The sequence below is a fragment of the uncultured Nitrospira sp. genome (assembly GCA_902500695.1).
GTDB lineage: Bacteria > Nitrospirota > Nitrospiria > Nitrospirales > UBA8639 > Nitrospira_E.
The window spans coordinates 1-20,646 of sequence record CABVRQ010000008.1 but is presented as its reverse complement, the minus strand read 5'-3'; the positions used below and the strand labels follow the sequence as shown (position 1 = coordinate 20,646).

The 20,646-nt window shown below is 50.8% G+C and carries 23 protein-coding genes and 1 tRNA gene; 4 read left to right on the top strand and 20 right to left on the bottom strand.

Translation table 11 applies throughout. The features are described 5' to 3' along the window. Positions 1 to 16: 16 nt before the first annotated feature. The 8 genes from AAH187_RS03360 to AAH187_RS03325 all read right to left on the bottom strand — a co-directional run bounded on the left by AAH187_RS03360 (position 17) and on the right by AAH187_RS03325 (position 6,813). Positions 17 to 1,228, bottom strand: coding sequence for a type II secretion system F family protein (locus AAH187_RS03360; RefSeq protein WP_342347020.1), 1,212 nt, complete (start codon positions 1,226 to 1,228; stop codon positions 17 to 19). After that, positions 1,221 to 2,909, bottom strand: coding sequence for an ATPase, T2SS/T4P/T4SS family (locus tag AAH187_RS03355; protein ID WP_342347019.1), 1,689 nt, complete (start codon positions 2,907 to 2,909; stop codon positions 1,221 to 1,223). Before AAH187_RS03355 ends, AAH187_RS03360 begins: the two co-directional genes overlap by 8 nt. A 130-nt stretch (positions 2,910 to 3,039) precedes the next feature. Next, positions 3,040 to 3,723, bottom strand: coding sequence for a prepilin-type N-terminal cleavage/methylation domain-containing protein (locus AAH187_RS03350; protein ID WP_342347018.1), 684 nt, complete (start codon positions 3,721 to 3,723; stop codon positions 3,040 to 3,042). A 138-nt stretch (positions 3,724 to 3,861) separates the two neighbouring features. Next, complete coding sequence (locus AAH187_RS03345; protein ID WP_342347017.1) at positions 3,862 to 4,641, bottom strand: tetratricopeptide repeat protein; 780 nt, start codon at positions 4,639 to 4,641, stop codon at positions 3,862 to 3,864. Between the two features lie 403 nt (positions 4,642 to 5,044). Next, positions 5,045 to 5,377: a glutaredoxin domain-containing protein gene (locus AAH187_RS03340; RefSeq protein ID WP_342347016.1), complete on the bottom strand. Its 333-nt coding sequence runs from the start codon at positions 5,375 to 5,377 to the stop codon at positions 5,045 to 5,047. 4 nt (positions 5,378 to 5,381) lie between these two features. Then, positions 5,382 to 5,630: a BolA family protein gene (locus AAH187_RS03335; RefSeq protein ID WP_312646008.1), complete on the bottom strand. Its 249-nt coding sequence runs from the start codon at positions 5,628 to 5,630 to the stop codon at positions 5,382 to 5,384. Positions 5,631 to 5,803: 173 nt separating this feature from the next. After that, positions 5,804 to 6,529, bottom strand: coding sequence for a hypothetical protein (locus tag AAH187_RS03330; RefSeq protein WP_342347015.1), 726 nt, complete (start codon positions 6,527 to 6,529; stop codon positions 5,804 to 5,806). A 104-nt stretch (positions 6,530 to 6,633) separates the two neighbouring features. Beyond that, positions 6,634 to 6,813 (bottom strand): hypothetical protein, encoded by a 180-nt coding sequence (locus AAH187_RS03325; RefSeq protein ID WP_342347014.1) that lies wholly within the window; start codon positions 6,811 to 6,813, stop codon positions 6,634 to 6,636. 75 nt (positions 6,814 to 6,888) lie between these two features. Between AAH187_RS03325 and AAH187_RS03320 the strand changes: the two genes are divergently transcribed. From AAH187_RS03320 to AAH187_RS03310, 3 genes are all read left to right on the top strand, one after another. Then, positions 6,889 to 7,320: a GNAT family N-acetyltransferase gene (locus tag AAH187_RS03320; RefSeq protein ID WP_342347013.1), complete on the top strand. Its 432-nt coding sequence runs from the start codon at positions 6,889 to 6,891 to the stop codon at positions 7,318 to 7,320. 78 nt (positions 7,321 to 7,398) lie between these two features. Continuing rightward, complete coding sequence (locus AAH187_RS03315; RefSeq protein WP_342347012.1) at positions 7,399 to 8,559, top strand: anhydro-N-acetylmuramic acid kinase; 1,161 nt, start codon at positions 7,399 to 7,401, stop codon at positions 8,557 to 8,559. Between the two features lie 54 nt (positions 8,560 to 8,613). Beyond that, a complete protein-coding gene (locus tag AAH187_RS03310) occupies positions 8,614 to 9,144 on the top strand; it encodes a DUF2726 domain-containing protein (RefSeq protein ID WP_342347011.1) in 531 nt (176 codons plus the stop codon). Positions 9,145 to 9,203: 59 nt separating this feature from the next. Here AAH187_RS03310 and AAH187_RS03305 read toward each other — a convergent pair whose 3' ends face one another. Further along, the gene (locus AAH187_RS03305; protein ID WP_342347010.1) at positions 9,204 to 9,821 is read right to left on the bottom strand and encodes a hypothetical protein; all 618 of its coding nucleotides are present in this window, start codon (positions 9,819 to 9,821) and stop codon (positions 9,204 to 9,206) included. Positions 9,822 to 9,918: 97 nt separating this feature from the next. Here AAH187_RS03305 and xth point away from each other — a divergent pair, with 97 nt between their 5' ends. Continuing rightward, positions 9,919 to 10,695, top strand: coding sequence for an exodeoxyribonuclease III (gene xth, locus AAH187_RS03300; protein ID WP_342347009.1), 777 nt, complete (start codon positions 9,919 to 9,921; stop codon positions 10,693 to 10,695). 151 nt (positions 10,696 to 10,846) lie between these two features. On the opposite strand, the gene AAH187_RS03295 is transcribed toward xth, so the two are convergent. The 11 genes from AAH187_RS03295 to AAH187_RS03245 form a co-directional block, all read right to left on the bottom strand. Then, the gene (locus AAH187_RS03295; protein WP_342347008.1) at positions 10,847 to 11,437 is read right to left on the bottom strand and encodes an arginine decarboxylase, pyruvoyl-dependent; all 591 of its coding nucleotides are present in this window, start codon (positions 11,435 to 11,437) and stop codon (positions 10,847 to 10,849) included. 247 nt (positions 11,438 to 11,684) lie between these two features. Then, positions 11,685 to 13,118: an aldehyde dehydrogenase family protein gene (locus AAH187_RS03290; protein ID WP_342347007.1), complete on the bottom strand. Its 1,434-nt coding sequence runs from the start codon at positions 13,116 to 13,118 to the stop codon at positions 11,685 to 11,687. A 32-nt stretch (positions 13,119 to 13,150) separates the two neighbouring features. Next, positions 13,151 to 13,411: a hypothetical protein gene (locus AAH187_RS03285; RefSeq protein WP_342347006.1), complete on the bottom strand. Its 261-nt coding sequence runs from the start codon at positions 13,409 to 13,411 to the stop codon at positions 13,151 to 13,153. Positions 13,412 to 13,583: 172 nt separating this feature from the next. Further along, positions 13,584 to 14,231, bottom strand: coding sequence for a DsbA family protein (locus tag AAH187_RS03280; protein WP_342347005.1), 648 nt, complete (start codon positions 14,229 to 14,231; stop codon positions 13,584 to 13,586). Between the two features lie 80 nt (positions 14,232 to 14,311). After that, a complete protein-coding gene (locus AAH187_RS03275; RefSeq protein ID WP_342347004.1) occupies positions 14,312 to 15,406 on the bottom strand; it encodes a deoxyhypusine synthase family protein in 1,095 nt (364 codons plus the stop codon). Positions 15,407 to 15,523: 117 nt separating this feature from the next. Further along, a tRNA-Glu gene (locus AAH187_RS03270) sits at positions 15,524 to 15,601 on the bottom strand. Positions 15,602 to 15,785: 184 nt separating this feature from the next. Then, a complete protein-coding gene (locus tag AAH187_RS03265) occupies positions 15,786 to 16,154 on the bottom strand; it encodes a cupredoxin domain-containing protein (protein ID WP_342347003.1) in 369 nt (122 codons plus the stop codon). A 92-nt stretch (positions 16,155 to 16,246) separates the two neighbouring features. After that, on the bottom strand, positions 16,247 to 17,740 hold the full coding sequence (locus tag AAH187_RS03260; protein ID WP_342347002.1) for a DegQ family serine endoprotease: 1,494 nt from the start codon (positions 17,738 to 17,740) through the stop codon (positions 16,247 to 16,249). A gap of 217 nt (positions 17,741 to 17,957) precedes the next feature. Next, positions 17,958 to 18,659 carry a ribose-5-phosphate isomerase RpiA gene (rpiA, locus tag AAH187_RS03255; protein ID WP_342347001.1) on the bottom strand — a complete coding sequence of 234 codons (702 nt, stop codon included), beginning with the start codon at positions 18,657 to 18,659 and terminating at the stop codon, positions 17,958 to 17,960. Positions 18,660 to 18,889: 230 nt separating this feature from the next. Then, entirely contained in the window at positions 18,890 to 19,951 is a 1,062-nt protein-coding gene (glk, locus tag AAH187_RS03250; RefSeq protein WP_342347000.1) for a glucokinase, read from the bottom strand. Positions 19,952 to 20,118: 167 nt separating this feature from the next. Next, positions 20,119 to 20,592: an MEKHLA domain-containing protein gene (locus tag AAH187_RS03245; RefSeq protein WP_342346999.1), complete on the bottom strand. Its 474-nt coding sequence runs from the start codon at positions 20,590 to 20,592 to the stop codon at positions 20,119 to 20,121. Between the last annotated feature and the right edge of the window lie 54 nt (positions 20,593 to 20,646).

Sequence of the window (20,646 nt, the reverse complement as noted above, 5' to 3'; positions counted from 1 at the left end):
GAGTCCATGAGGCTTGTCAATGGATTCCACCCATTAAACTCATCATGGGCATAAAGAGGGCTAGAGCGACGATTCCCACGATCCCGATTAATCCCAGGGTGATCACGGGCTCGAGAATGCCAAAGACTTTTTTGATTCGCCGCGGAATTTCCCTATTATAATAATTAGCCACGTTCATCAGTGTGTTGGGTAATGTCCCGGTGGCTTCCCCGACCGAGATCATTTGAATCACCATTGGCGGAAAGACCGGATGACGGCTTAAGGATTCATTGATGGTGGAGCCTTCGGACACGGCGCGTTGCGTGTCCTGTAGCGCCCGTTCCATTACGGAATTGCCAACCAGGCCCTGGCACAGTTGCAGGCTTTGCAGAACAGGAATGCCGGCTCGATACAAGACGGCAAAGTTTTGAACAAATTTGGATATTGTCAGCATCCGGATGAGTTCGCCCAGGACGGGGAGCTGTAAGATTATGTGGTCGCGCCAGTGAGCAAATCCTGGTAGGTATTTTCGCCCCATGACCCACAGCATTGGGCCGAACAGGAGAAACGAACCCCAGAGCCACCAGCTCTCGACGAAGAGTTCACTGAGGGTGATGATGATAATGGTGAGAGTCGGGAGGGGCACATGAAGTCCTTCCAAGATAGGGACAAATCGTGGAATGACGAAGGTAAAGAGCAGGACCAGTAATCCGATTACGGCAATGATGACGATGCTCGGATAAATGGTGGCTTGACGCACATCTCCCCGAATTTGATCGAGCCAATCCAGATATCGTTCTAATTCTTTGAAGGTATCGGTCAAGGTGCCACTGTCTTCTCCGGCATGGACTAGATTGGTGATTTGCGGAGGAAAAATCCTGGGGTGTTGCTTCATGGCATCATGCAACGTGTTGCCGGCTTCGACTTGTTGAAAGATGGCCTGTAAGGTCGCACGCAAATGAAGGTTGGGTGTCTCGATTGACAAACTTTTTAAGGCCTGGGTTAGTGGAATGCCGGCCTCGAGGAGTGTAAACATGTGTGTGGAAAATTCCATGAGATCGCGGGGTTTGACTCTCCCTCTTTTTTGAGTGTGTCGTGCCAGGGATTTCGGTTTGGATTCCAATGTGCGCACCAGCCAGAGCCCCATGTCCTGGAGCTGGCGTTCCAGGTGGAAAAGATCCGGCGCCGTCATCTCTCCCTCAATCGGCTTCCCATTCGCGTCGATGGCGCGGTACTGAAAATTAGCCACCGGTGACCCTCAACACTTCTTCGATGGTGGTGATTCCCTGAAGGGCTTTCATGAGTCCGTCATCAAACATCGTTGGCATTCGATCTCTCCGGATGATCGCCCGAATACCTGCCATATCCGGTCCGTGCACGATAGGCCCATGTAGCTCCTCTGAAATCGGGATAATTTCGTAAATACCTGCTCGGCCTTTATAGCCTGTCTGGCCACATGCAGGGCATCCTTTTCCCGTCCAGAGCCTAGGGGGAACACCTTCCGGCAATTCAACTCGAAGATCGGCAAGGACGGTGGAGGCATCTGTCCGTTCGACCTTGCATTCCTGACAAATACACCGAACGAGCCGTTGTCCAATAATGGCGGTCAGGGCGGAGGCGAGGAGGAAGGCTTCCACTCCCATGTCGATTAGACGAGGAATGGCTCCAAGCGCATCATTGGTGTGAAGTGTGGAAAAAACCAAATGCCCGGTTAAGGCGGCGCGCATGGCCAGATCGGCCGTTTCCTGGTCCCGGATTTCCCCAACAAGTATGACGTCAGGATCCTGCCGAAGGAGGGCACGAAGTCCGGCCGCAAAGGTCATGCCGATGTCTGGGTTGACCTGCGTTTGCCGAATAAGAGGCATCTGATATTCGATCGGATCTTCTAGCGTAAACACACTCTTTTCTTTCGCATCGACATGGCGGAGCGCCGTATAGAGTGTCGTGGTCTTTCCACTTCCTGTGGGACCTGTCACGAGGATAATGCCATGGGGACGTTGGATCAGGGCTTGGACGCGCGATTGGTCCTTGGGTGTAAATCCCAACGCCAGGAATTCTAACTTTAATGCCCCTTTATCCAGGATTCGGAGGACAATGCTTTCTCCGAAATTCGTTGGAAGGGTCGACACGCGAAGATCAATCCGGCGGGTGCCTAGGGTAAATGGGATACGGCCATCCTGAGGAGTTCGTTTTTCTGTGAGATCAAGATTGGCCATGAGTTTAAACCGTGCGGTAATAGGCGCTTGAAGTGGTTTCGGAATGAGAATTTCCTGTGTGAGTATGCCATCAATGCGCATCCGAACCCGTAAATAGTACTCATCCGGCTCGACATGGATGTCGGTCACCCGTGATTGAATGGCGGCGGTAATGAGTTGATTGCACAGGCGAATCATCGGCGCCACCCGGCTTCCGTCTTCCCCGAGATCGGAGATCCCTTTGACCATTAATTCATCAAGCAGTTGCTTGATGGATTCCCGGTGCGCGTAATGCCGCTCGATCGCTTCGATCAGTTCTTGGGCAGGGGCCGTGTGGGTATGCACATTGAGCCCGATGCGACTTTCGATGGTATCCACCGCGACAATATTCAACGGATCTGCCATGGCCAGGTTCAACACATTCCCCTGTCTGCTAAGAGGGAGGACTTGAAACTGGGTGGCGATGTCGTAGGGGATGAGATTCACAATTTCCGGTGGGATGAAAATAGTGGAGAGGTCGACTAAGTCGGTTTGGGTGCCCTCGGCCAGATAATGGGCCAAGACTTTTTCGGTGATGAACCCCAGGCCAATGAGCGTTTGGCCGAGCATCACGCCTTTTCTCTTTGTCTCTCGGACCGCCAGATCCAATTGCTCTTGAGTGATCCAGCCGTCTTGAAGGAGAGACGTTCCGAGGAGAGGTCGTGCGGCTGTGGTAGATGTGTGTGTGGTTGGCATGGGCCAGGCCGCTAGGAGAAATTTACGGGCGGAAGGAAATGGGTGCTCTCCTGTGAGGAACACATTGGAGGGAGGAGCACAGCCAATGTTGGCATTTCCTCACTCTTCTCCCAATGAATGAGGGGGTTGATTATTGATGCATGAGATAAATATACAGGCGATCATTGGCCGCTGCGTACTTCACGCGTCCGCGTAGTTGGCGTTCGGCTAAGGTTGATCCGACACCGGAATCGATGATGCCATCGATTTCATTGAATTCGTTATCCGAAACTCCATCGACCCTGAGGTAGGCCACTCGAGCTCCAGTGGGGAGATCGCTGTTTCCATCATCCCCCTTCAAGTCCCATCCCACATTTGTCGCCGAGGTCGCTGTTCCGAGTGCGATTGCCGCTTGTGCTGGAATGTACATGGTCGTGCCCAGTCCCGGAGGCGTATTGGTATTGAATTTTTCCAGATAGGGCCCTCGGAATCGACTCCATTGATTTGTTCCGGTATTCAATGGATCGGAGGCGTCGAGCGTTAAGCGAGCTCCAAGAGAAGTGACCGTGGTGCTATTTCCTCCGGTCTCCTGTGCTGGAGTTCCAGCCGCATTGAGAGGCCAGATGGTTCCGATGTCCCCATAATACTTTGTGACGGCGGTCTCATACGTTCTCACGGCGGCAGCCAGGGAACTTGCCTTAGACGACGCAATCAGGGTGAAAACCTTTGGCAATAACAAGGCAATCAGTATGGCGATGATGGCCAAGACTCCGATCATTTCCACCAAGGTAAACCCTTGGGAATGGTGAAGTGGCCGGAATAATTTTCTTGGCATTTGTTAATTCTCCTTTACGAAGAGTGCTTCGTTTGGCCGTGTTTCAGGCTGAATATGGAAAATGGTATGGATTGCACGTCCATAAAAAATCCATCGGCATATGGTATGGCATTCTTAAGACCAGGGGTTCCTCAGAAATTAGGATTGCGGTCGTGAGCGGGATTGCAAGTCTAGGAGTGCGATGCTGGCAAATGGATCCCCGAGTTGGGAAGCTTGTTTGAAAAGTCGGCGGGCGGTTTTGTGGTCTGAATGACCGATGTGGCCATCGGCATAGAGGTAGCCAAGATGAACGAGTGCTGAAGAGAGAAGAGGATCGAGTTCAAGAGCCTGTTGAATGGCATCTTTGGCATGGTCAATAAGGCCCAGGCTTTTAAGCGCGATGCCCATGCCGAGATATGCCTCGGATGATTTCGGATCTGTCCTGAGGGATTCTCGATATGCAGCTATGGCGTCTTCCGGCCGACCATTGAGCAATGACCGCCATCCCAAATTCTTCTGGGCTTGTGTGTCATGGTTGTGAAGCAGGACGGATAGGGGTATGGGTTTCTTTGATGGAGTGGAATGGGATTGTTGAGATCCTACAGGGTTGAGTTCGGTGGCCGACGGGTGAAGGGGATTGGTAGGAAAGGCCGAGTGCTCAATCCTTGATGAGATGGTATTTTCGAGATCAGGCTGAGCGTGAGGAGGGATATAGTTGTTGATTTTTTCTAGTTGCCGGATGAAAGGCTGAGAGTCAGATTCATCTCCATGACTCAAGTCTTGGGAGCCGGGTAGCGTCAAATGACTTCCCAGGGCCGAAGACCAGGTCACTATTCCCAGACCAATGATCATACCGAGAATGAACGTGACCAAGGGTACCCGTAGCGCCCTGGAGGCTCCTTTGGCTTTTGCTCTCGGTACTGAGATGGAATGTCTCATGATTGCTCATTGCCTCAGTGGTTCCAGGTTGAACGTATCGGACAATAGGCAACATGCTTAAGGGATTACGCGTGAAATGTTGAACAAATGGATAAAAACCCAGCTCAATAAGCTAGAAACGGCCAACAAGAGAATTCATATGTCAAAGAGAAGATCGGAGGACTTAGAGATGAATGATAGCCCTGCCAGGGTTCAACCTCTGAGTCAGGCAGAAGCAACATTGTCGAAAAGCATCAATGTAATGAAGAGTCTGGGGTGTGTATGTGAAGTTGCGTGATCGACAATGGGAAAATCTGGGCTTGATGGCAGAGGGTTCAGACGGAGGTAAGGTTTGAGACAAGCAACAAGGCCCACCCTTCATTGAGGTGGGCCTTGCAGGACCGGTGGCCTTTTGGCTCAATTCTTATTTGGCTTGGTCGGGAAAGGCTGCCTTTAACAGTGGCTGCAATTCCCCTTTTTCTTCCATCGGACCCAAGACATCGGTATCACCATAAAACTGGCCATTTATGAAGACTTTTGGCAAAGTCGGCCAGTTGGTCATTTTTGAAAGGGCCTCCCGTTTTTCAGGGCTTGGCAAGGCGTTGATCAATTCATAGGGGTAGCCGAATTTGTTAAAAAACTCCATGGTCTCCACCGTAAATCCGCATTGAGGGGCAGTCTTCGTGCCTTTCCCGTAAATGAGAATTTTGTGTTGGGCGATTTCTTTGTTAATTTCGTCTTCAATGGGCGTACTCATTGGTTTATCCTCCTTGGGCTTCATTGCGGGTTTTGGCTTGAATTTCTAGGGCATGAATGCGTCCGTCTTTCATGGGCGCGTCGAGGGCTTGGTAAATCATTCGATGACGGTCCAACAAATTCTTTCCTTCAAAGGCATTGGAAATGACTTTGACCGTAAAATGGTCCATGGTACCTGTTCGATCAAGGACCGAGACTTCGGCATCGCCTAACGCTTGCTGAAGTTGAGTGCTCAGCTCTTCAAATGTCATCATAGAAAAAGTTCAATCCTGGTCAAAAATGATGGAATGTTCAGACCACACTATACCGGAGAGAGAATTTTCTACGCAATGCGGTTCTGGAATCTTCTCAGAATAGATGGTTTCTAGGGGGAGGCCGATGTTTTGCTTTCTGCCTCCTAACCTTTTGCTTCACTTATTTATTTTCATTAAAGCTGGGAAGGATAGAGGCTTGATTGCAGAAAGGCTTCGAGGCCCTTCAACGCTTGAATGGGAATTTCATGACCTCCGCGGAATTCTACCCAACTGACAGGTAACCCGGCTGTTTGGATGTGTTCACGAAGTTGCTCCGCCATGGAAAACGATAAAATAGGATCGTCAGTGCCATGGCTTTGAAATACCGGAAGACCTTGGCGATTGGGCAGGCGGGTGAGCCATTCTTGCTTGGCAATGAGTGTACCGGATAGCAGTGCCAAGCCTGCCAAAGGTAAATCAGTATGAAGGGCAAGGTCGGTCGCCAGCATGGCCCCTTGGGAAAATCCTCCAAGGATCAGCGATGGAGATGGTACAGACAAGATTTCTGCGGCAAGGGAGAGGACCTCTTGCATTTGGGTGCGGGCGGGGGCCAAGCCACGAGGAATTTCTTGTGACAACGCATCCCACTGTCCTTGGGCTCTGGCCTGTGTGAGGCGTTCCATGTCCAGCATCCACCAGGCTCGGGCGTTCCCAAAGCCCATGCCCAGATCGAGGGGAGCAGCCGGAAAGAGAAAACGGACTTCATCCGGGACATTGAGATAGCGCCATAACGCGACTAAATCATCCCCTGGCGCTCCGAATCCATGCAAGAGAACTACAAGGGGTCCGTCGCCGCTTCCTTGGCGATCCACGCCACCTGTAATACACACATCTAACCCGGCCCAATGTTCGTGTCGCATACAGTCAGACGTCTAATGAAAAAGAGGAGAGAAGGAGGATTTCGATTAGCTATAATATTGGTAAATGCGTGACTCTGATACTGGAAGGTGAACTTTTTAAAATACTAATGGCCCATTTTCGGGGCACCGGCATTGGCGCCTTCTGTGATGAGCGGAATCCGCAACACCTGGTGGCAGTGATTGCAGACGACTTTCAAGGTATTCTCGTCGGCATATTGGATCTCTTCTTCTTTTTTCCAAAATAGCTTACTGCATTTTGGACATTTTCTGACTAACATCGACATCGGCACGACTCCGGTTTTTTGTCAGGTAATTCTAGTAGACTTAGTGTAATACATCTTGCCACAATCTGCCAACGCATGATCAATTTTTTGGATTCCAACGACATTCAGGCGCAAGAGCTTTTGGCCTTGTTCTGCCAAGTGGATTGGGCTTGTACTCGTTCATTGGATGACACTCAACGCATGCTGGCTCATACGGATGTGGCCATTTCCGCCTGGGATGGTCCCAGACTCGTCGGATTTGGGAGGGTGTTGACGGATTTTATCTATCGGGCTTCGATTTGGGATGTGATTGTCGATCGGGCTTATCAGGATCGGGATATTGGTAAAGGGATTATCCAGCGAATTTTAACTCATCCCAAGCTGGAACGAGTGGAGTTGTTTTGGCTTTGCACCAGGCGCTATCAGGGGTTTTACGCCTCCTTGGGATTTTCTGATAAAGAACAGACCGGTATGGTCTGGGATCGGAACAAAGAGATTCCACCTCCCACGGTTCCATTCAATGGGTAGAGATGAGGTCTGGAGAAATTTGGAAGGTGTCCATGGTTATTTTATTGCGGCATCCAGGTCAGTAAAACGAGGTGACCAGTGATTGTTGTGGGATTGATGTCAGGGACTTCGGCGGATGGGGTAGACGCGGCGGTCGTGGATATTCAAGGAACCGGACATCGTCTCAAGAGTACACTACTCAAACATGTTGGTCGTTCTTATGCTCCCAGGCTTCGTCAACTCATTTTACAAGTGTGTGAGCAGGGGGCCGTAGGGCAAATCTGCCACCTCAATGTGGTGCTGGGCGAAGTATTTGCCAAAACCGCGTTGTTAGCCATAAAACATTCCGGCATTTCTCCTCAACGAGTGGCATTGATCGGCTCACATGGTCAAACGATTCATCATCGGCCCGCGGCGATCTATGAGCCTGGTATTGGTCAGATCCGTTCGACACTTCAGATAGGAGATCCCCATGTGATTGCGGAACGTACCGGAATCACGACTGTATCGGATTTTCGAGCCAGAGACCTGGCGGTGGGTGGAGAGGGGGCTCCATTGACTCCTTATGTCCATGCTCTTCTTTTTGCTCAGAAACGTGCGACACGAATGGTAGTCAATCTCGGAGGGATTGCCAATGTGACCGTACTACCCGGCGGAGGAAACTTGGCAGCGGTTCGGGCTTTTGATACAGGACCCTGCAATATGTTGTTGGATGGATTGGTGGCTATTGAGACAAAGGGGAAAGCCAGATTTGACCGGGGTGGTCGTCTTGCCCTGAAGGGTCAGGTGGATGGGGGTCTGCTTCGTTGGCTGCTTGCTCATCCCTATGTGGCTCGACGTCCTCCCAAATCCACGGGGCGTGAGATGTTTGGAGAAGGCTATGTCCAGCAAGTGTGGGCTCAAGCGCAGCGTCGCCATTTGGTTTTTTCCGACCTCTTAGCGACGAGCTGCCGGTTTATTGCTCAGGTGATTCACGATGCCCAAAAGTGGACGAAAGAGGTCTCTGATGAGTTGATTATTGGCGGTGGGGGTGTGCGGAATACTCGACTCTGGTCAGAACTGTCCGGTGTGTTCGATCCAATTCCCGTGATGCGTATGGATGATTGTGGGGCATCCAGCCAAGCATTTGAAGCGCAGGCCTTTGCCGTGCTGGCGTATCAAACAATGCACGGTGTCTGTGCCAATCTTCCTAAGGTCACGGGGGCTCGCCATCCGGTTATTTTGGGGACCGTCACTCCCGGTATTCACGGACTTCCCTAGAATGCTTCTTATGGTTAAGCGATTTTTCCCACTGGCGAAATGATGGACGGGTTGATGTCTCAGAACAGCTTCTCCCTGATTCTTCTGGCTGGCTTCATGCTCGGAGCCGTGTTTTTGTTGCGATGGATCTGGCGCCGTCCCCTTCCAGCAGAGGCCCTACCATCTTTGAGTCCTGAATCCGGTGAGAGCGTGGTGACCGCTCGGCCCCTCATGTCGCCGGAAGAGGCGACACTGTACAATCTGATTACCCTCGCGGCCCGTGACCATATGCTGATTTTGGCCAAAATCCCCCTCCTCAGTGTTCTGTCTGTTGTCGATAAAGATGAAGAAGCTCGAAGGGCGGTCATGCGAACGATTCAGTCTGTTCGCTGCGACGTTGTTCTTGCGCATCCTGGGACTCTTAAAGTCATGACGGTCATTACCTTGGACAAGGAGGCTCCTAGTGCGGCAGGACGTGAGGACCGGGATCGATTTGTGGAGACTCTGTTGAAGGCAGCGGGAATTCAATCGATTATTCTTCAAGTCACACAGACCTATTCGGTCGATCAGCTCACCGGATTGCTTGGCCTGGCTGAAGAAGAATAAAGCTAGGAGCGGGAAGTCATTTTGTGGGATAGATCATTGAGGAAAAATGGCGTCTGCGATTATGTCCTGATGATCGGTAGGATGGCCTGAAGGGCTTTCAGCCCTTCATCAACGATGGTGCCGGTTTTGACCGCGGAATCATCTATTGGAAGAAATCTGGCAATTTTAAAGAACGTGCGATGATCAAGGGTTGCGGCGATCTCTGATCGTCGATCGTGGGTAATCGGAATGGTCAAACCTGGTCCGGCCTTCCATTCCCAGAGAGACGGGCTGAGACAGAGGCAGAGATCTCGGTCTGCCACCTCCGAATATCGATTAAATAGATTGCGTCGATATTGCTTCACTAGTGGGCCCTCAACTATGAGAGCGAAGACGATGTGATGTCCCCACCAGATCAGGGATCGGAACGCGAACTTGGTCTCACGGGTATACAATCTGGGGAAATCTAGATATTGATATGGGAAATCTTCAAGATGTTCGCCTTTGACAAATTGCCTGGCTTGAGCATCGAACCCTTCGGGAGTCAACAGCGGCTGTAACGCGATTTTAGCCTCAAGTTGCTGTTGGAGGTCTTCCAGAATCTGTTTGATTTTGACCGAAATCGTAGCCTTCTTCCGGAAAAATTCGCGATCGGCCAGGAGGGCCAATTCATCAGGGGTGAAGGCATGTTTGATCATATTCAAATTACTTAATTACGGTTCAGGTTGGGTGGGGCATCAGCTTTTTTTTGAGGAATGTGCGTGGCATGTGTGACGAATGGGAGTATCTGGACTGATGAAAATTGCGACCTACAATGTCAATTCTATTCGAAAACGGATCGGTATTCTTCACAAGTGGTTACAGCAACACAATCCGGATGTCATGTGTCTTCAAGAGACCAAAGTACAAGATCATGAATTCCCCCTACAAGCGTTCGCCGATTTACCCTATCACATCAATTTTTGTGGTGAGAAATCCTACAATGGGGTCGCTATTTTCACCAGGACACCACCGGAACTGGTGTCATTCGGTTTAGAAGACGGGGAGCCACAAGAGGATCCCGCACGTCTGGCTCGGGTGGTGATCAATGGCATCACCATTATTAATACGTATATTCCGCAAGGATTTTCGATTGATTCACCGAAATATGCCTATAAATTAGCGTGGTTCCAGAGATTGAGAAGGTATTTTTCGCGTGTGGGCTCAACAGACCAACCTGTGATTTGGTGTGGAGATATGAATGTCGCCCCTGAGCCTGTTGACGTGCATAGCCCCGAAAAACATCTCAAGCATGTGTGTTTCCATGAAGATGTGCGTCGGGCTTATCAGGAAACGGTGTCCTGGGGATTCGTGGATGTGTTTCGACATCATTTTCCGCATCAACAGCAATTTACGTTTTGGGATTATCGACGACCAGAAGCCCTGGAAGCGAACCGTGGATGGCGAATAGACCATATTCTGGTCACTCCTCCACTCCTTCCCCATTCCCATACGGTGAAGGTGGATGTTCAGCCTCGCCGAGAGGATGGGCCATCTGACCATACGGTTTTATGGGCGGAATTTTCACTGTAAGGAAAAAGGCCGGTTCTTGTTAAGAACCGACCCTGGTAAATAAGAGTTATTCCTACTGGGTGGGGAAGATGTTCGAATTTGGTCTTGTCTTATGGCTAAGGACCAAAGGGCAGATGTAAACATTCACCCGAATAGTGACCCCTCAACGACCCTATTTTGATTTTTTGTGTCGAGGCTTTGGATCTTCAGTGATGTTTTCGAGAGGAATGAATACCGCACACGCCACTACAGTGGTCCAGAGATTCGGTTTCCCGATCGCAGATTGTGTAATGTTCTGAGTTCGAACAATATCTCTTCCCATTTTGAATACCTGCTCACGTTCTTTCCAGGCGACATTTGGATCGAATTTAATGCCAAGAGTGGTTGCGAGCATTTGGGCTGCGAGGTCCTCGGTGTATTCTCCCGCCTCTTCGTCCGTTTCGCCATAAGCATGATGTTCCGACAAGTAGCCATAATTAACTTTCCTACCAGAGGGAATGGCCAAACCGATTGAGGCCGAAATCAAGCGATTCCGCTCATTCGTTTCCGATCTGGCCATGACGCAAAAGGTAATTTCACCTGGATTGAGTAACTGTTCACCACGTTTTCTCGGGATGATTTTACAATCTGGAGGAAAAATGGATGAGACGGTCACCAGGTTGCAATACGCAATTCCTGCGCTCCGGAGGGCTTCTTCGAAGGATGTCAGTTTTTCCTTGTGGACACCCACACCTCTGGTGAGAAACATTTGCGTTGGGACCATCGCGACTCCTTCATTAATCAGTTAGTGGTGGAATGGGATAGGCAGGATATGACCAGGTGATCGTCGAATCTGATTCCCAACCTCGCGCTTCAATTTGTCTACGAAAACTATATATGGGAAAGCATGGACGATTCGGACAGCCACGGGAAAGAACAACCTTGCCACGTACGCCGGTATTTTTACCAAGAGTGGTTGGTAAGGTGCAAGATCGTAAGGACTGAACGTTCAAGAAAAAAACAAAGAGGCCTCAAGAAGATCTTTTGACCAGCAATAATTTAGGCTCGGTCAGTTCCTGAATAGCATACCGAACCCCTTCTCGCCCTAATCCTGACTGTTTGATTCCTCCATAGGGCATGTGATCGGCCCGAAAAGTCGGAATTTCATTCACCAGGAGCGCACCGACCTCTAATCGTGAGTATGCCTGATGCATCGTGTCGATGTTGCCGGTGAATATTCCTGTTTGGAGGCCGAAATCAGAATCATTGTGCAGGGCAAACGCTTCTTCGAGGTTTGCATAGGGTGTGACAGTGACCACCGGTCCGAAAATTTCTTCGCAACAGACCTTCATGGTGTTGCTGACGTGAATCAGGACTGCAGGTTCAATGAATGAATCCTTGCGCGTCCCGCCGGTCATGACTATTGCTCCTTGCGAAACGGCTTCTTGGATCCATGTCTCGACTCGGCGGGCGGCTTGTTCGCTAATGAGGGGGCCGACGACGATGTTTTCGAGCGAGGGATCGCCCATGGGCAATAATCGAACGCGGTCGACAAAAGCCTTGAGAAAGTCGTCGTACCGTGATTCATGGACGAAAATTCGTTGCACAGAAATACAGGTTTGTCCGGCGTATCCGTACCCTCCCGCCACGCACCGGTCTATGGCCACATCGAGATTGGCGTCCGGTTCTATGATCACTCCGGCATTGCCTCCGAGTTCGAGTAGAACCCGCTTGTAACCGGCTTTTCCTTTCAGCATCCACCCAATCGTCATAGAGCCGGTAAAGCTCAAGGCTTGAAAGTTGGGATGGATCACCATCTGTTCCGCCAAAGTATTGGAACAGGGGATGATCGTCAGCATTTCCGGAGGTAGTTCCGTCGTCAAAAAAACTTCCCCCAACATGAGCGAAGTTAACGGGGTTTGCGGGGCTGGTTTCAATACCATCGGGTTTCCCGCCGCCAGGCAAGGGGCCACTTTGTGGGCTACCAAATTTAGGGGGAAATTAAATGGGGTAATGCCAAGAACCGTCCCGATCGGGAAGCGTGTGACAGATCCAGAATACGCCTCTCCCCCTGGGGTGAGATCCATTTGAAGGATTTCTCCAGGGATGCGCGTGCTTTCCTCTGCGGCCAGGCGAAAGGTCTGAATGGCTCGATCAACTTCACGTCGTGCGTCAGTAATTGGTTTGCCGGCCTCCTGACAAATTGTGGACGCAAATTCTTCCCGTCTAGTGGATAGGCCAGTCGCGATGTGCAGGAGTGCTTTTGCTCTGGCATATGCCGGTATTCTGGCACATTCGGAGGAGACCCGTTTGGCAGAGTTGGTGACCTGGTGGATGTGCTCAGGCTCGGCCTGGCAGACCATGGCCAACACCTCATTGGAATAGGGGTTGCGAACCGGCTCCGCAGAGGAGGTCTTGACCCATTGGCCGCCTAGAAGAATTGGCTTTGCCGTGGCCACAGTCATGAAAAGTTGAGAACCTCGTGAAATAGAGGTGGTTAGATTGATGAAGCTGGCTGGTCAGAACCTGGATTGGACGAGGAAGGCAAATGCTCAGCTTTTTGAATGAGATTCTCCGTCCCCCATTCCCTGATCGCGTCCAAACTAAATGGTTCGAATGCGGCAATGGCTCCGCAACTCGGACACCCGTCGACCGGCATCTTGGCTCTGAATACTTCATCAAAACAGGTCAAGCACACAAATAAATCCGGTTCACCTTGTGCGCATTCAACAGGCCAGAAAGATTGGGATTCAGTCATGACATCAAACCTGTTCTCTGAGTTAAAACATGAATATCAGTATTCCCTGTGCAAATGTACACCTAATCACGCTGTCAGATCAATGAGGAATTGCGTGGAGAGCGAATGAATGAAGCATTTATGTCCCTTTGATGTGAGTAGAGCACGGTACTGGTAAAAAGATCGAAGAGGTTCAGGCTCCATGAAGCTTGAGCAATTTATCAATTTCTTCCTTGAACGTCTCATAGGGGAAGGCGCCTGGAATCAAAATGAGATGAGGATCTTCTGGAAGGGTTGTAGGAAAGAGGACGAATGCCGGCGTGCCACGAATTCCCAGGGATCCCGCATCCTGTAAATCTTTCTCAATATCTTTCATATAGCGATGCGAAGCCAAGCATTCCGAAAATTGCTCGCCGTGGAGGTTGAGGTCTTTGGCATATTGTTTGAGATTATCCGGAGCCAACTGGCCTGCACTGTTAAAAAGACGATCATGCATGGGCCAATAGGCATTTTGCTCTCCTGCGCATCGGGCAGCATCGGCTGCTCGGAGTGGGCTACCCATGCCTCTCGGAAAGTCCCGATAGACAAATCGCACTTTTCCGGTCTCAATATACTCTGAAAGCAATTTGGGAAAGGTCTCATGAAAAAACTTTTCGCAATAGCCGCAGGTGAAATCCGAGTATTCCAGCAGGGTAATAGGAGCCTTGGGATTCCCTCGCACCACATCATCATCCTGGATCAAAAAATCCGGAGTTTTCCCATGAGTCATGGGACTCATGAGCAGGGTGCCGAGAAGGATGCCGAACACTGAGGTCGATTTGAGGAACTGGGCAATATTCATTCTCACTCCATTACCATTATTGTTGCATTCCTGGCGGACCATGTCGAGGTAAGAGGTTAGTCGTGTGCCAGGTGTTGAATTTACCGGCGACGGGCTCTTTCCAGGAGTCCCATCATCAGAAGAGGCCAGACCACTGTGGCATCACTCAAAACCTCAGCAAACATCCCACCCTCTTTTCGAGGCACAAATTTTCCCCATGATACACCTTCCTCATACGTGCATCCGCTGAGGCCACCCCAGTAGTCAGGCTCCGGGCAAATGCGAACTCCGTACTGGTACCGCGGAGGGGTTAATTGTGTACCCATCCGGAGATTGAGAATATCGATGTAGGGGGGCGTTTGTTGTGCCCAATTGCGGGGAACGCCGCCACCGATGGTGAAAATCCCTAACCGTTTGGCAGACAGCAGCTTTTCCGTATAACTATTGAGATCCAAGAACGGATTAAACGCCGGGCGAGATTGCTGCAAGACCTGCCAGATTTCCTGATCTGAGAGATCGGGGGATGGAGGTTGGGTTTGAGATTGTCGTCTTTCCTTCATGGCCCAAATGGAGACATCCAGTCCCATTTCAGAATCGGTAAATGCAGGAATATAGACCGGGACACCCTGCTCATAGGCACTTTTTAAAATCCCTGGGCCTTCGTAATCGTCGTGGAGTGTTTTGCCGATTTCTCGAGTCAGGATTTCCGAGGAGATGGGGGTGTCCGGAGTCATACGCTTTAAGGTTTGGCTGACGACCCGTTCGACGTGGTTCAGATTTGTTTCCATCTCCAGCGTGTCGTAGACCCGGTTATAACCTTTTTCATAGAGCTCGGTATCCGTCATGGATGGGTGATATTTGTAGTGTGTTTTACCTACGGCTTCGCTCAAGCCATGAGCAATCAACGCCCCTGTGGAAACGACGGCCTGCACCATGTTTCGGTCGATCATACTGCAAATAATCTTTCCCATTTTCGCAATGGTCATGGCCCCGGACAAGGTCAAGATCACCGTACAATCAGGATCCTCGACCATTTTATTCAAAATCTCAAAGGCATCGCCAAGACGACGCCCGCCAAAGGCTGTTTTTTTCATGGCCGTCAGAAGGTCGGAAAAAGATTCAATCGTTTCCGGATCCAGAGCCTCCAGGGCTTCCAGGCCGTCGCTTTCGCCATCATGAAAAGTTCTCGTAGTCATCACAGATCCTTACGGCTTAGATGAAAGAAAAAACCAGACGGGAGTACGAGTAGTCTGATTCTAACGGGTGCGGGTGCGAACAATTAGGAAGGGGCGAACGCCAGCTCCTATAGCAATTGGTGATCCCAACGGGATTTGAACCCGTGTCTGCACCTTGAGAGGGTGCCGTCCTAGACCAGCCTAGACGATGGGACCAGTCTCTGTCTGTTCGTGATAAATGGTATTTGTACTCTCTCCCCTTACCAGGGAAGTCAGAAATGTACCATTAGGGACTTATGGCATGCAACGAAAAAAGGGCAGGTGATTTTGGCCAAAGACGTAAAATAACCAGTGTTGACTAGGGAGAACGGTCGCAACAATCAAAAATAGGGCTCTTGAATCAGATATCAGAGGAGGGAGAGGCTGGTGCTTGGACGGTTAATAGGCCCCGCATAAATGGATGGAGTCCACAATGATAAGGATAGGCCCCTGGGGCTAACCGGGTTAAGACAAATTGATGATCGGGTCGAATGACTCCTGAATCAAATGAGCATTGCGAGCGGGACTGACAGTCGTCTGCGACTATGGAATGCGCTTCACCAGTTTGATTTTTCCACGTGAGGGCGGTATCAAAACGGATCATCAGGTGGTTGGGAGAAAAAAATGGCGGTTCTGATTGAATGGCAATCTGTGGAGAAGAGGCCCACAGAATCGGTTGTGTGGAAACGGGGGATAGCAGAAGGACTACGAAGCAGAGCAGTTGGCCCATTTGAAGGAATGTTCTAAATGAACAAAATGGTGTCATGGTTGTTCGGCCATCAGGTAGTCAGGTCTGGCGAAGGAGAGGCACCGGCCCTGTCGCTACGGTTTGATAGTTAGGAAAATGGCGCCTTTTCCGCGCTGCAAGAGCACGAGGACGGAGGTTTGAGCTTCCAATTGCTTCACAAGCTGTTCGAAATCCCTCACGGATCCAATAGGAGCGCGATTCAGTTCCAGTATCACATCACCCGGTTGAACGCCGGCTCGTTCAGCCGGAGAGTTCGGGTTGATTTTGGTCACGATCACGCCCTGGCCATCGCGTGTTTGTCCAGGCTGGACGGGCTCCACCGAAAGCCCTGAGAGGGCGTGATTACCTGAGATTGAACTAGGAGCCATTTCCGTCAATGCAGCGGTATCTTTAGGCATTTCGGTGATGGAAACTGAGAGATTGACAATTTTGCCGCGTCGCCACACCTCAAGAGGAACCGAACTTTCCGGTGTCGTTTCGGCCACAAGCGTGCGCAAATGGTTCGGATCTTTCACGGTGACATCATTGTAGGTGCGAATGATATCGCCACGTTTCAATCCGGCTTGGCCTGCCGGGCTTTCGCTAAACACATCCCCCACCAAGGCGCCCTGGGTATCAGGCACATCGAATTGGGTAGCGAGGTCCTGGGATAATTCCTGAATCGACACGCCAAGCCAACCACGAATGACTTTCCCGTGTCCGATCAGGCTTTGCATCACATTTTTTACCATTTGGCTGGGGATGGCAAAGCCAATACCCATATAGCCGCCTGTTCGAGAGAAGATGGCGGTATTAATGCCGATGAGTTGGCCTTGCAGATTGACGAGAGCGCCTCCGGAATTGCCTGGATTAATGGCGGCATCGGTTTGAATGAAATTTTCATAATCGACAATCCCGACATTGGCGCGGCCCACGGCGCTGATAATCCCCATCGTGACCGTTTGATTCAATCCAAACGGGTTGCCGACCGCCAATACCAATTCTCCAACTTCCAGAGCGGCAGAATTTCCCCAGGGTAACGTGGATAGTCCGTTGGCTTCAATCTTGATGACGGCTAAATCGGTTTTGGGATCCGTGCCAATCAGTGTTGCCGGAAGTTTCCGTTTATCTCCCAAGAGGACCATCAACTCATCCGCCTGTTCCACCACGTGATTATTGGTGACGATGTACCCGTCGTCGCTGACGATCACGCCGGAGCCTAAGCCTTGCTCCGGCCGTTCGCGGGGTTGTTTGAACCGCCGTTCAAATTCTTCTCCAAAAAACCTCCGGAAAAATGGATCTTCAAGCAGGGGATTACTGTCGGGAGCTTGGGCTGCGCGTTTGATCGCGGAGATATTCACGACGGAGGCCATCGCCTCTTTGGCGATTTTGACAAAGGTTTCGTTGGAGGCCAGAAGAGGGGTCGAGATCTTAACCGGTGAATCAGCTGCATGAACAACCGGGACGGGCAGCTCGGTCCCCTTTGGGGTTGCGGTTATGGATGGGGCGGGCTCGGGAGAGGCGGAGGATGGTGCCTGGGAGCATTGAATGTGGGTGATTCCCAGGAGACCCACCGTGATCGCGACCATCCAAAAATGGCGCCTGGTTCTTATGGGGGATGTTCGCAATGGATATCGTCCTCTCATGCAGGATACCTCACTCCTCTTGTCTTTAGAGGGTTATCATAACAAAGCGATGGTTTCTAAAACCTTATTCTTGTTTCCCATTTTATCAACTTTAAAGGCAAGGGCGTTGCATTTAATGGCGAACAGGCTTCTAGTAATTCTACCAGAGAAGGGGCAGGACTCAAGATGCGCGACTGAGCACGGGACCATTATTTGTGCCTGAAATCACCAAGGATGTCATCATCAGGAAGAGCCCGCATTCAACCACGCCAGGAATCTGGCTGAGAGAGGATTCGAGTGCGGAGGGGTGGGTAATTTCAGGAATATGGAGATCCGCCACATAATTTCCATTGTCTGTGAGAAAAGGCTGCCCGGCTCTGTGACGCAAAGGAGCAGGCCAGCCAAGATTCTCAAGATGCCGTTGTGTTGTTCGCCAACCGAATGGCACAATTTCAACGGGTAAGGGAAAAGGAAGCCCAAGATGGGCCACCCGTTTGGCCTGATCCACAATAACAATGAATTGCCGGGCTGCTTTCGCCACGATTTTTTCCCGCAATAATGCCCCGCCGCCTCCTTTAATCAAATTCAGTTGTGTATCGACCTGATCGGCACCATCCACCGCCACATCAATGTCCCATGGTTCATTATTGTTCAGTAAAGGAATGCCTAATTGTCTGGCATAGACCGCTGTGGCTTGTGAGGTCGGCACGCCACGAACTCGTAATCCTTGTTGGACGCGCTGGCCTAAGGCCGTCAAAAAATGATGGACAGTCGAACCGGTGCCGAGTCCCAAGATCTGTCCATCCTGTATAAATTCCAGGGCTTTCAGTGCGGCTTGGGCTTTTTGCTGATCGGGTGTCAATGGCGTCGAGGAGGATGGCATAAGGGGTCTCAGGCGCGGACATTATTCACTGGCAAACGGACGTATACCATAGTGCTCATTGAAACGAGCGGACCTTTTTTTTCGAAGACTGGTGCGCTGCGGGTCATAGCAGGCAAAACGTCAGAAGGGAGGGTAGAAAGAACCAATACAATGGTTCGTCAATATGACATCCGATGGAGAATATGGTTTGGAGATTCTGTATACCACGCGGATATGTTGATTTCATGGTATTAGCCGGCCATACCGGCAGCGACGGAGGCCGCTCCGAGCAGCGCGGTATGGGGATTCAAAATCACCCGAACGGGTATCTTGGCCAGTAACCGTTTGTATCGGCCTTTTGCTAGAAATGCTTTCATGAAGGTGTCTTCCCGTAACGCGGATATGATTTTTGGGGCAATGCCCCCGCCAAGATAGACGCCGCCCATTGCCAGGGTCTTGAGTGCCATATTGCCAGCTTCGGCCCCGTAAATAGAGACGAAGAGCTGCAGGGCTTCTTTACAAATATCCGGTTTGCCCGTCAGTCCGGCTTCCGTAATTAATGCTGCCGGATCGCCGGTGGGGAGCTTTTCGGCAAACCAGGTGGGCTCGTTTTTCTTGGTGTCCCGGAAAAATTGATAAATGCTATGGAGACCGGGGCCGGAAAGAACCCGTTCGTAACTCACATGTAAATAGCTGGTTCGCAAATATCGTAGCAGATCGATTTCCAAATCGTTATTGGGTGCGAAATCCGAATGCCCCCCTTCGGACGGACAGATGTGATAGTCCTTCCCTGTCCAGAGGAGCAGCGATTCTCCCAGGCCTGTTCCAGCGGCCAATAATACCCGCGTGCCATCAGGTGGGGGAGAAGGAGCGTTGGGGTTGAGATCCTCGATTTCTTCCGGTCGAAGAAGCTGGAGCCCATAGGCGGTGGCTTCCAAATCGTTCAATAAACGGACATGTGCAATATTCAGGAACTCCGCGAGTTTGTCGCCTTCAATGGTCCACGGAATATTTGTGGTTTTGCAGGTATTATTCAAGACTGGTCCCGGCACCCCAAAGCAGGCGGCGGTTAGGGGTCCCAGGGGAGAAGGAGCGGTAGGTTCAGACGAAAGGGCCTCGTTGTCGTCTGGGGCTTCTTCTGATTCGGAGTCGGTCGAAGCCGGTTCTTCGAGAAATTCGGTCAACACTTCCTCGAAAGACTCGTAATCAGCGGTCCAAACCGTATCTTCCCGAATAGGGTCTACCCGTTCCTTATCCCAGTCAAACAGGGCCAGATTGATTTTTGTCCCGCCGATGTCAGCCGCTAAAATCATGCCGCGTTACTCATGGAAAATGGCTAAAGAGTCAGTCGTCACCCTCACCGGCACCATAGCCCAGGTAAAATCCTCAGGGCAAGCGAAAGCCTGGACACCCTTTCTTGGCAGATCCGTAATCATAAGGGAAAGGTCAGATGTGAGATGAGGAGGAGACGTTCGCCTACCTATAGGAACGTCCAGGTTGAAAAGGTGGCCGCCTGGCCTAGCGGGGTCCCATCCGGTTTGTGAATGTTCCATACCGTGGCGCGTTCCACTAAAAACCGTTTTCCGGATCTGGAGATCCGGACTCCACGATAATCGGCAATAAACCCCTTGGTTTTTGCCTGATGCAGCATGCGGGCCCGTTCTTCACGATTCACGGGCTCGGCCGTTTGTCGGGAGGGCGTTTGAGTCAGTTGGTCCCAATCCATTTCCCACAGGGTTAACGCGGTCCGGTTTCCATAATTGATGATGGGATCATCCTGAAGTCCATGAGAGACGACTACAAATGGGCAGGTGAACAAATGTTCCGCCTGTTCCAGTGAAGTACCCTGACGGGGAATCAGTTCTTTTTCCAGCCAATGGGCATAACTGTCTAACAGGTTTTTGGTCCATTCGATAACCCAAGGTTTTCGCCAATGATCGGCTAACGGGTTCATCTGTTTGCAGTGTAGGGATTCATACAGGTGATGATGCGGGGCGCAGAATCAGAA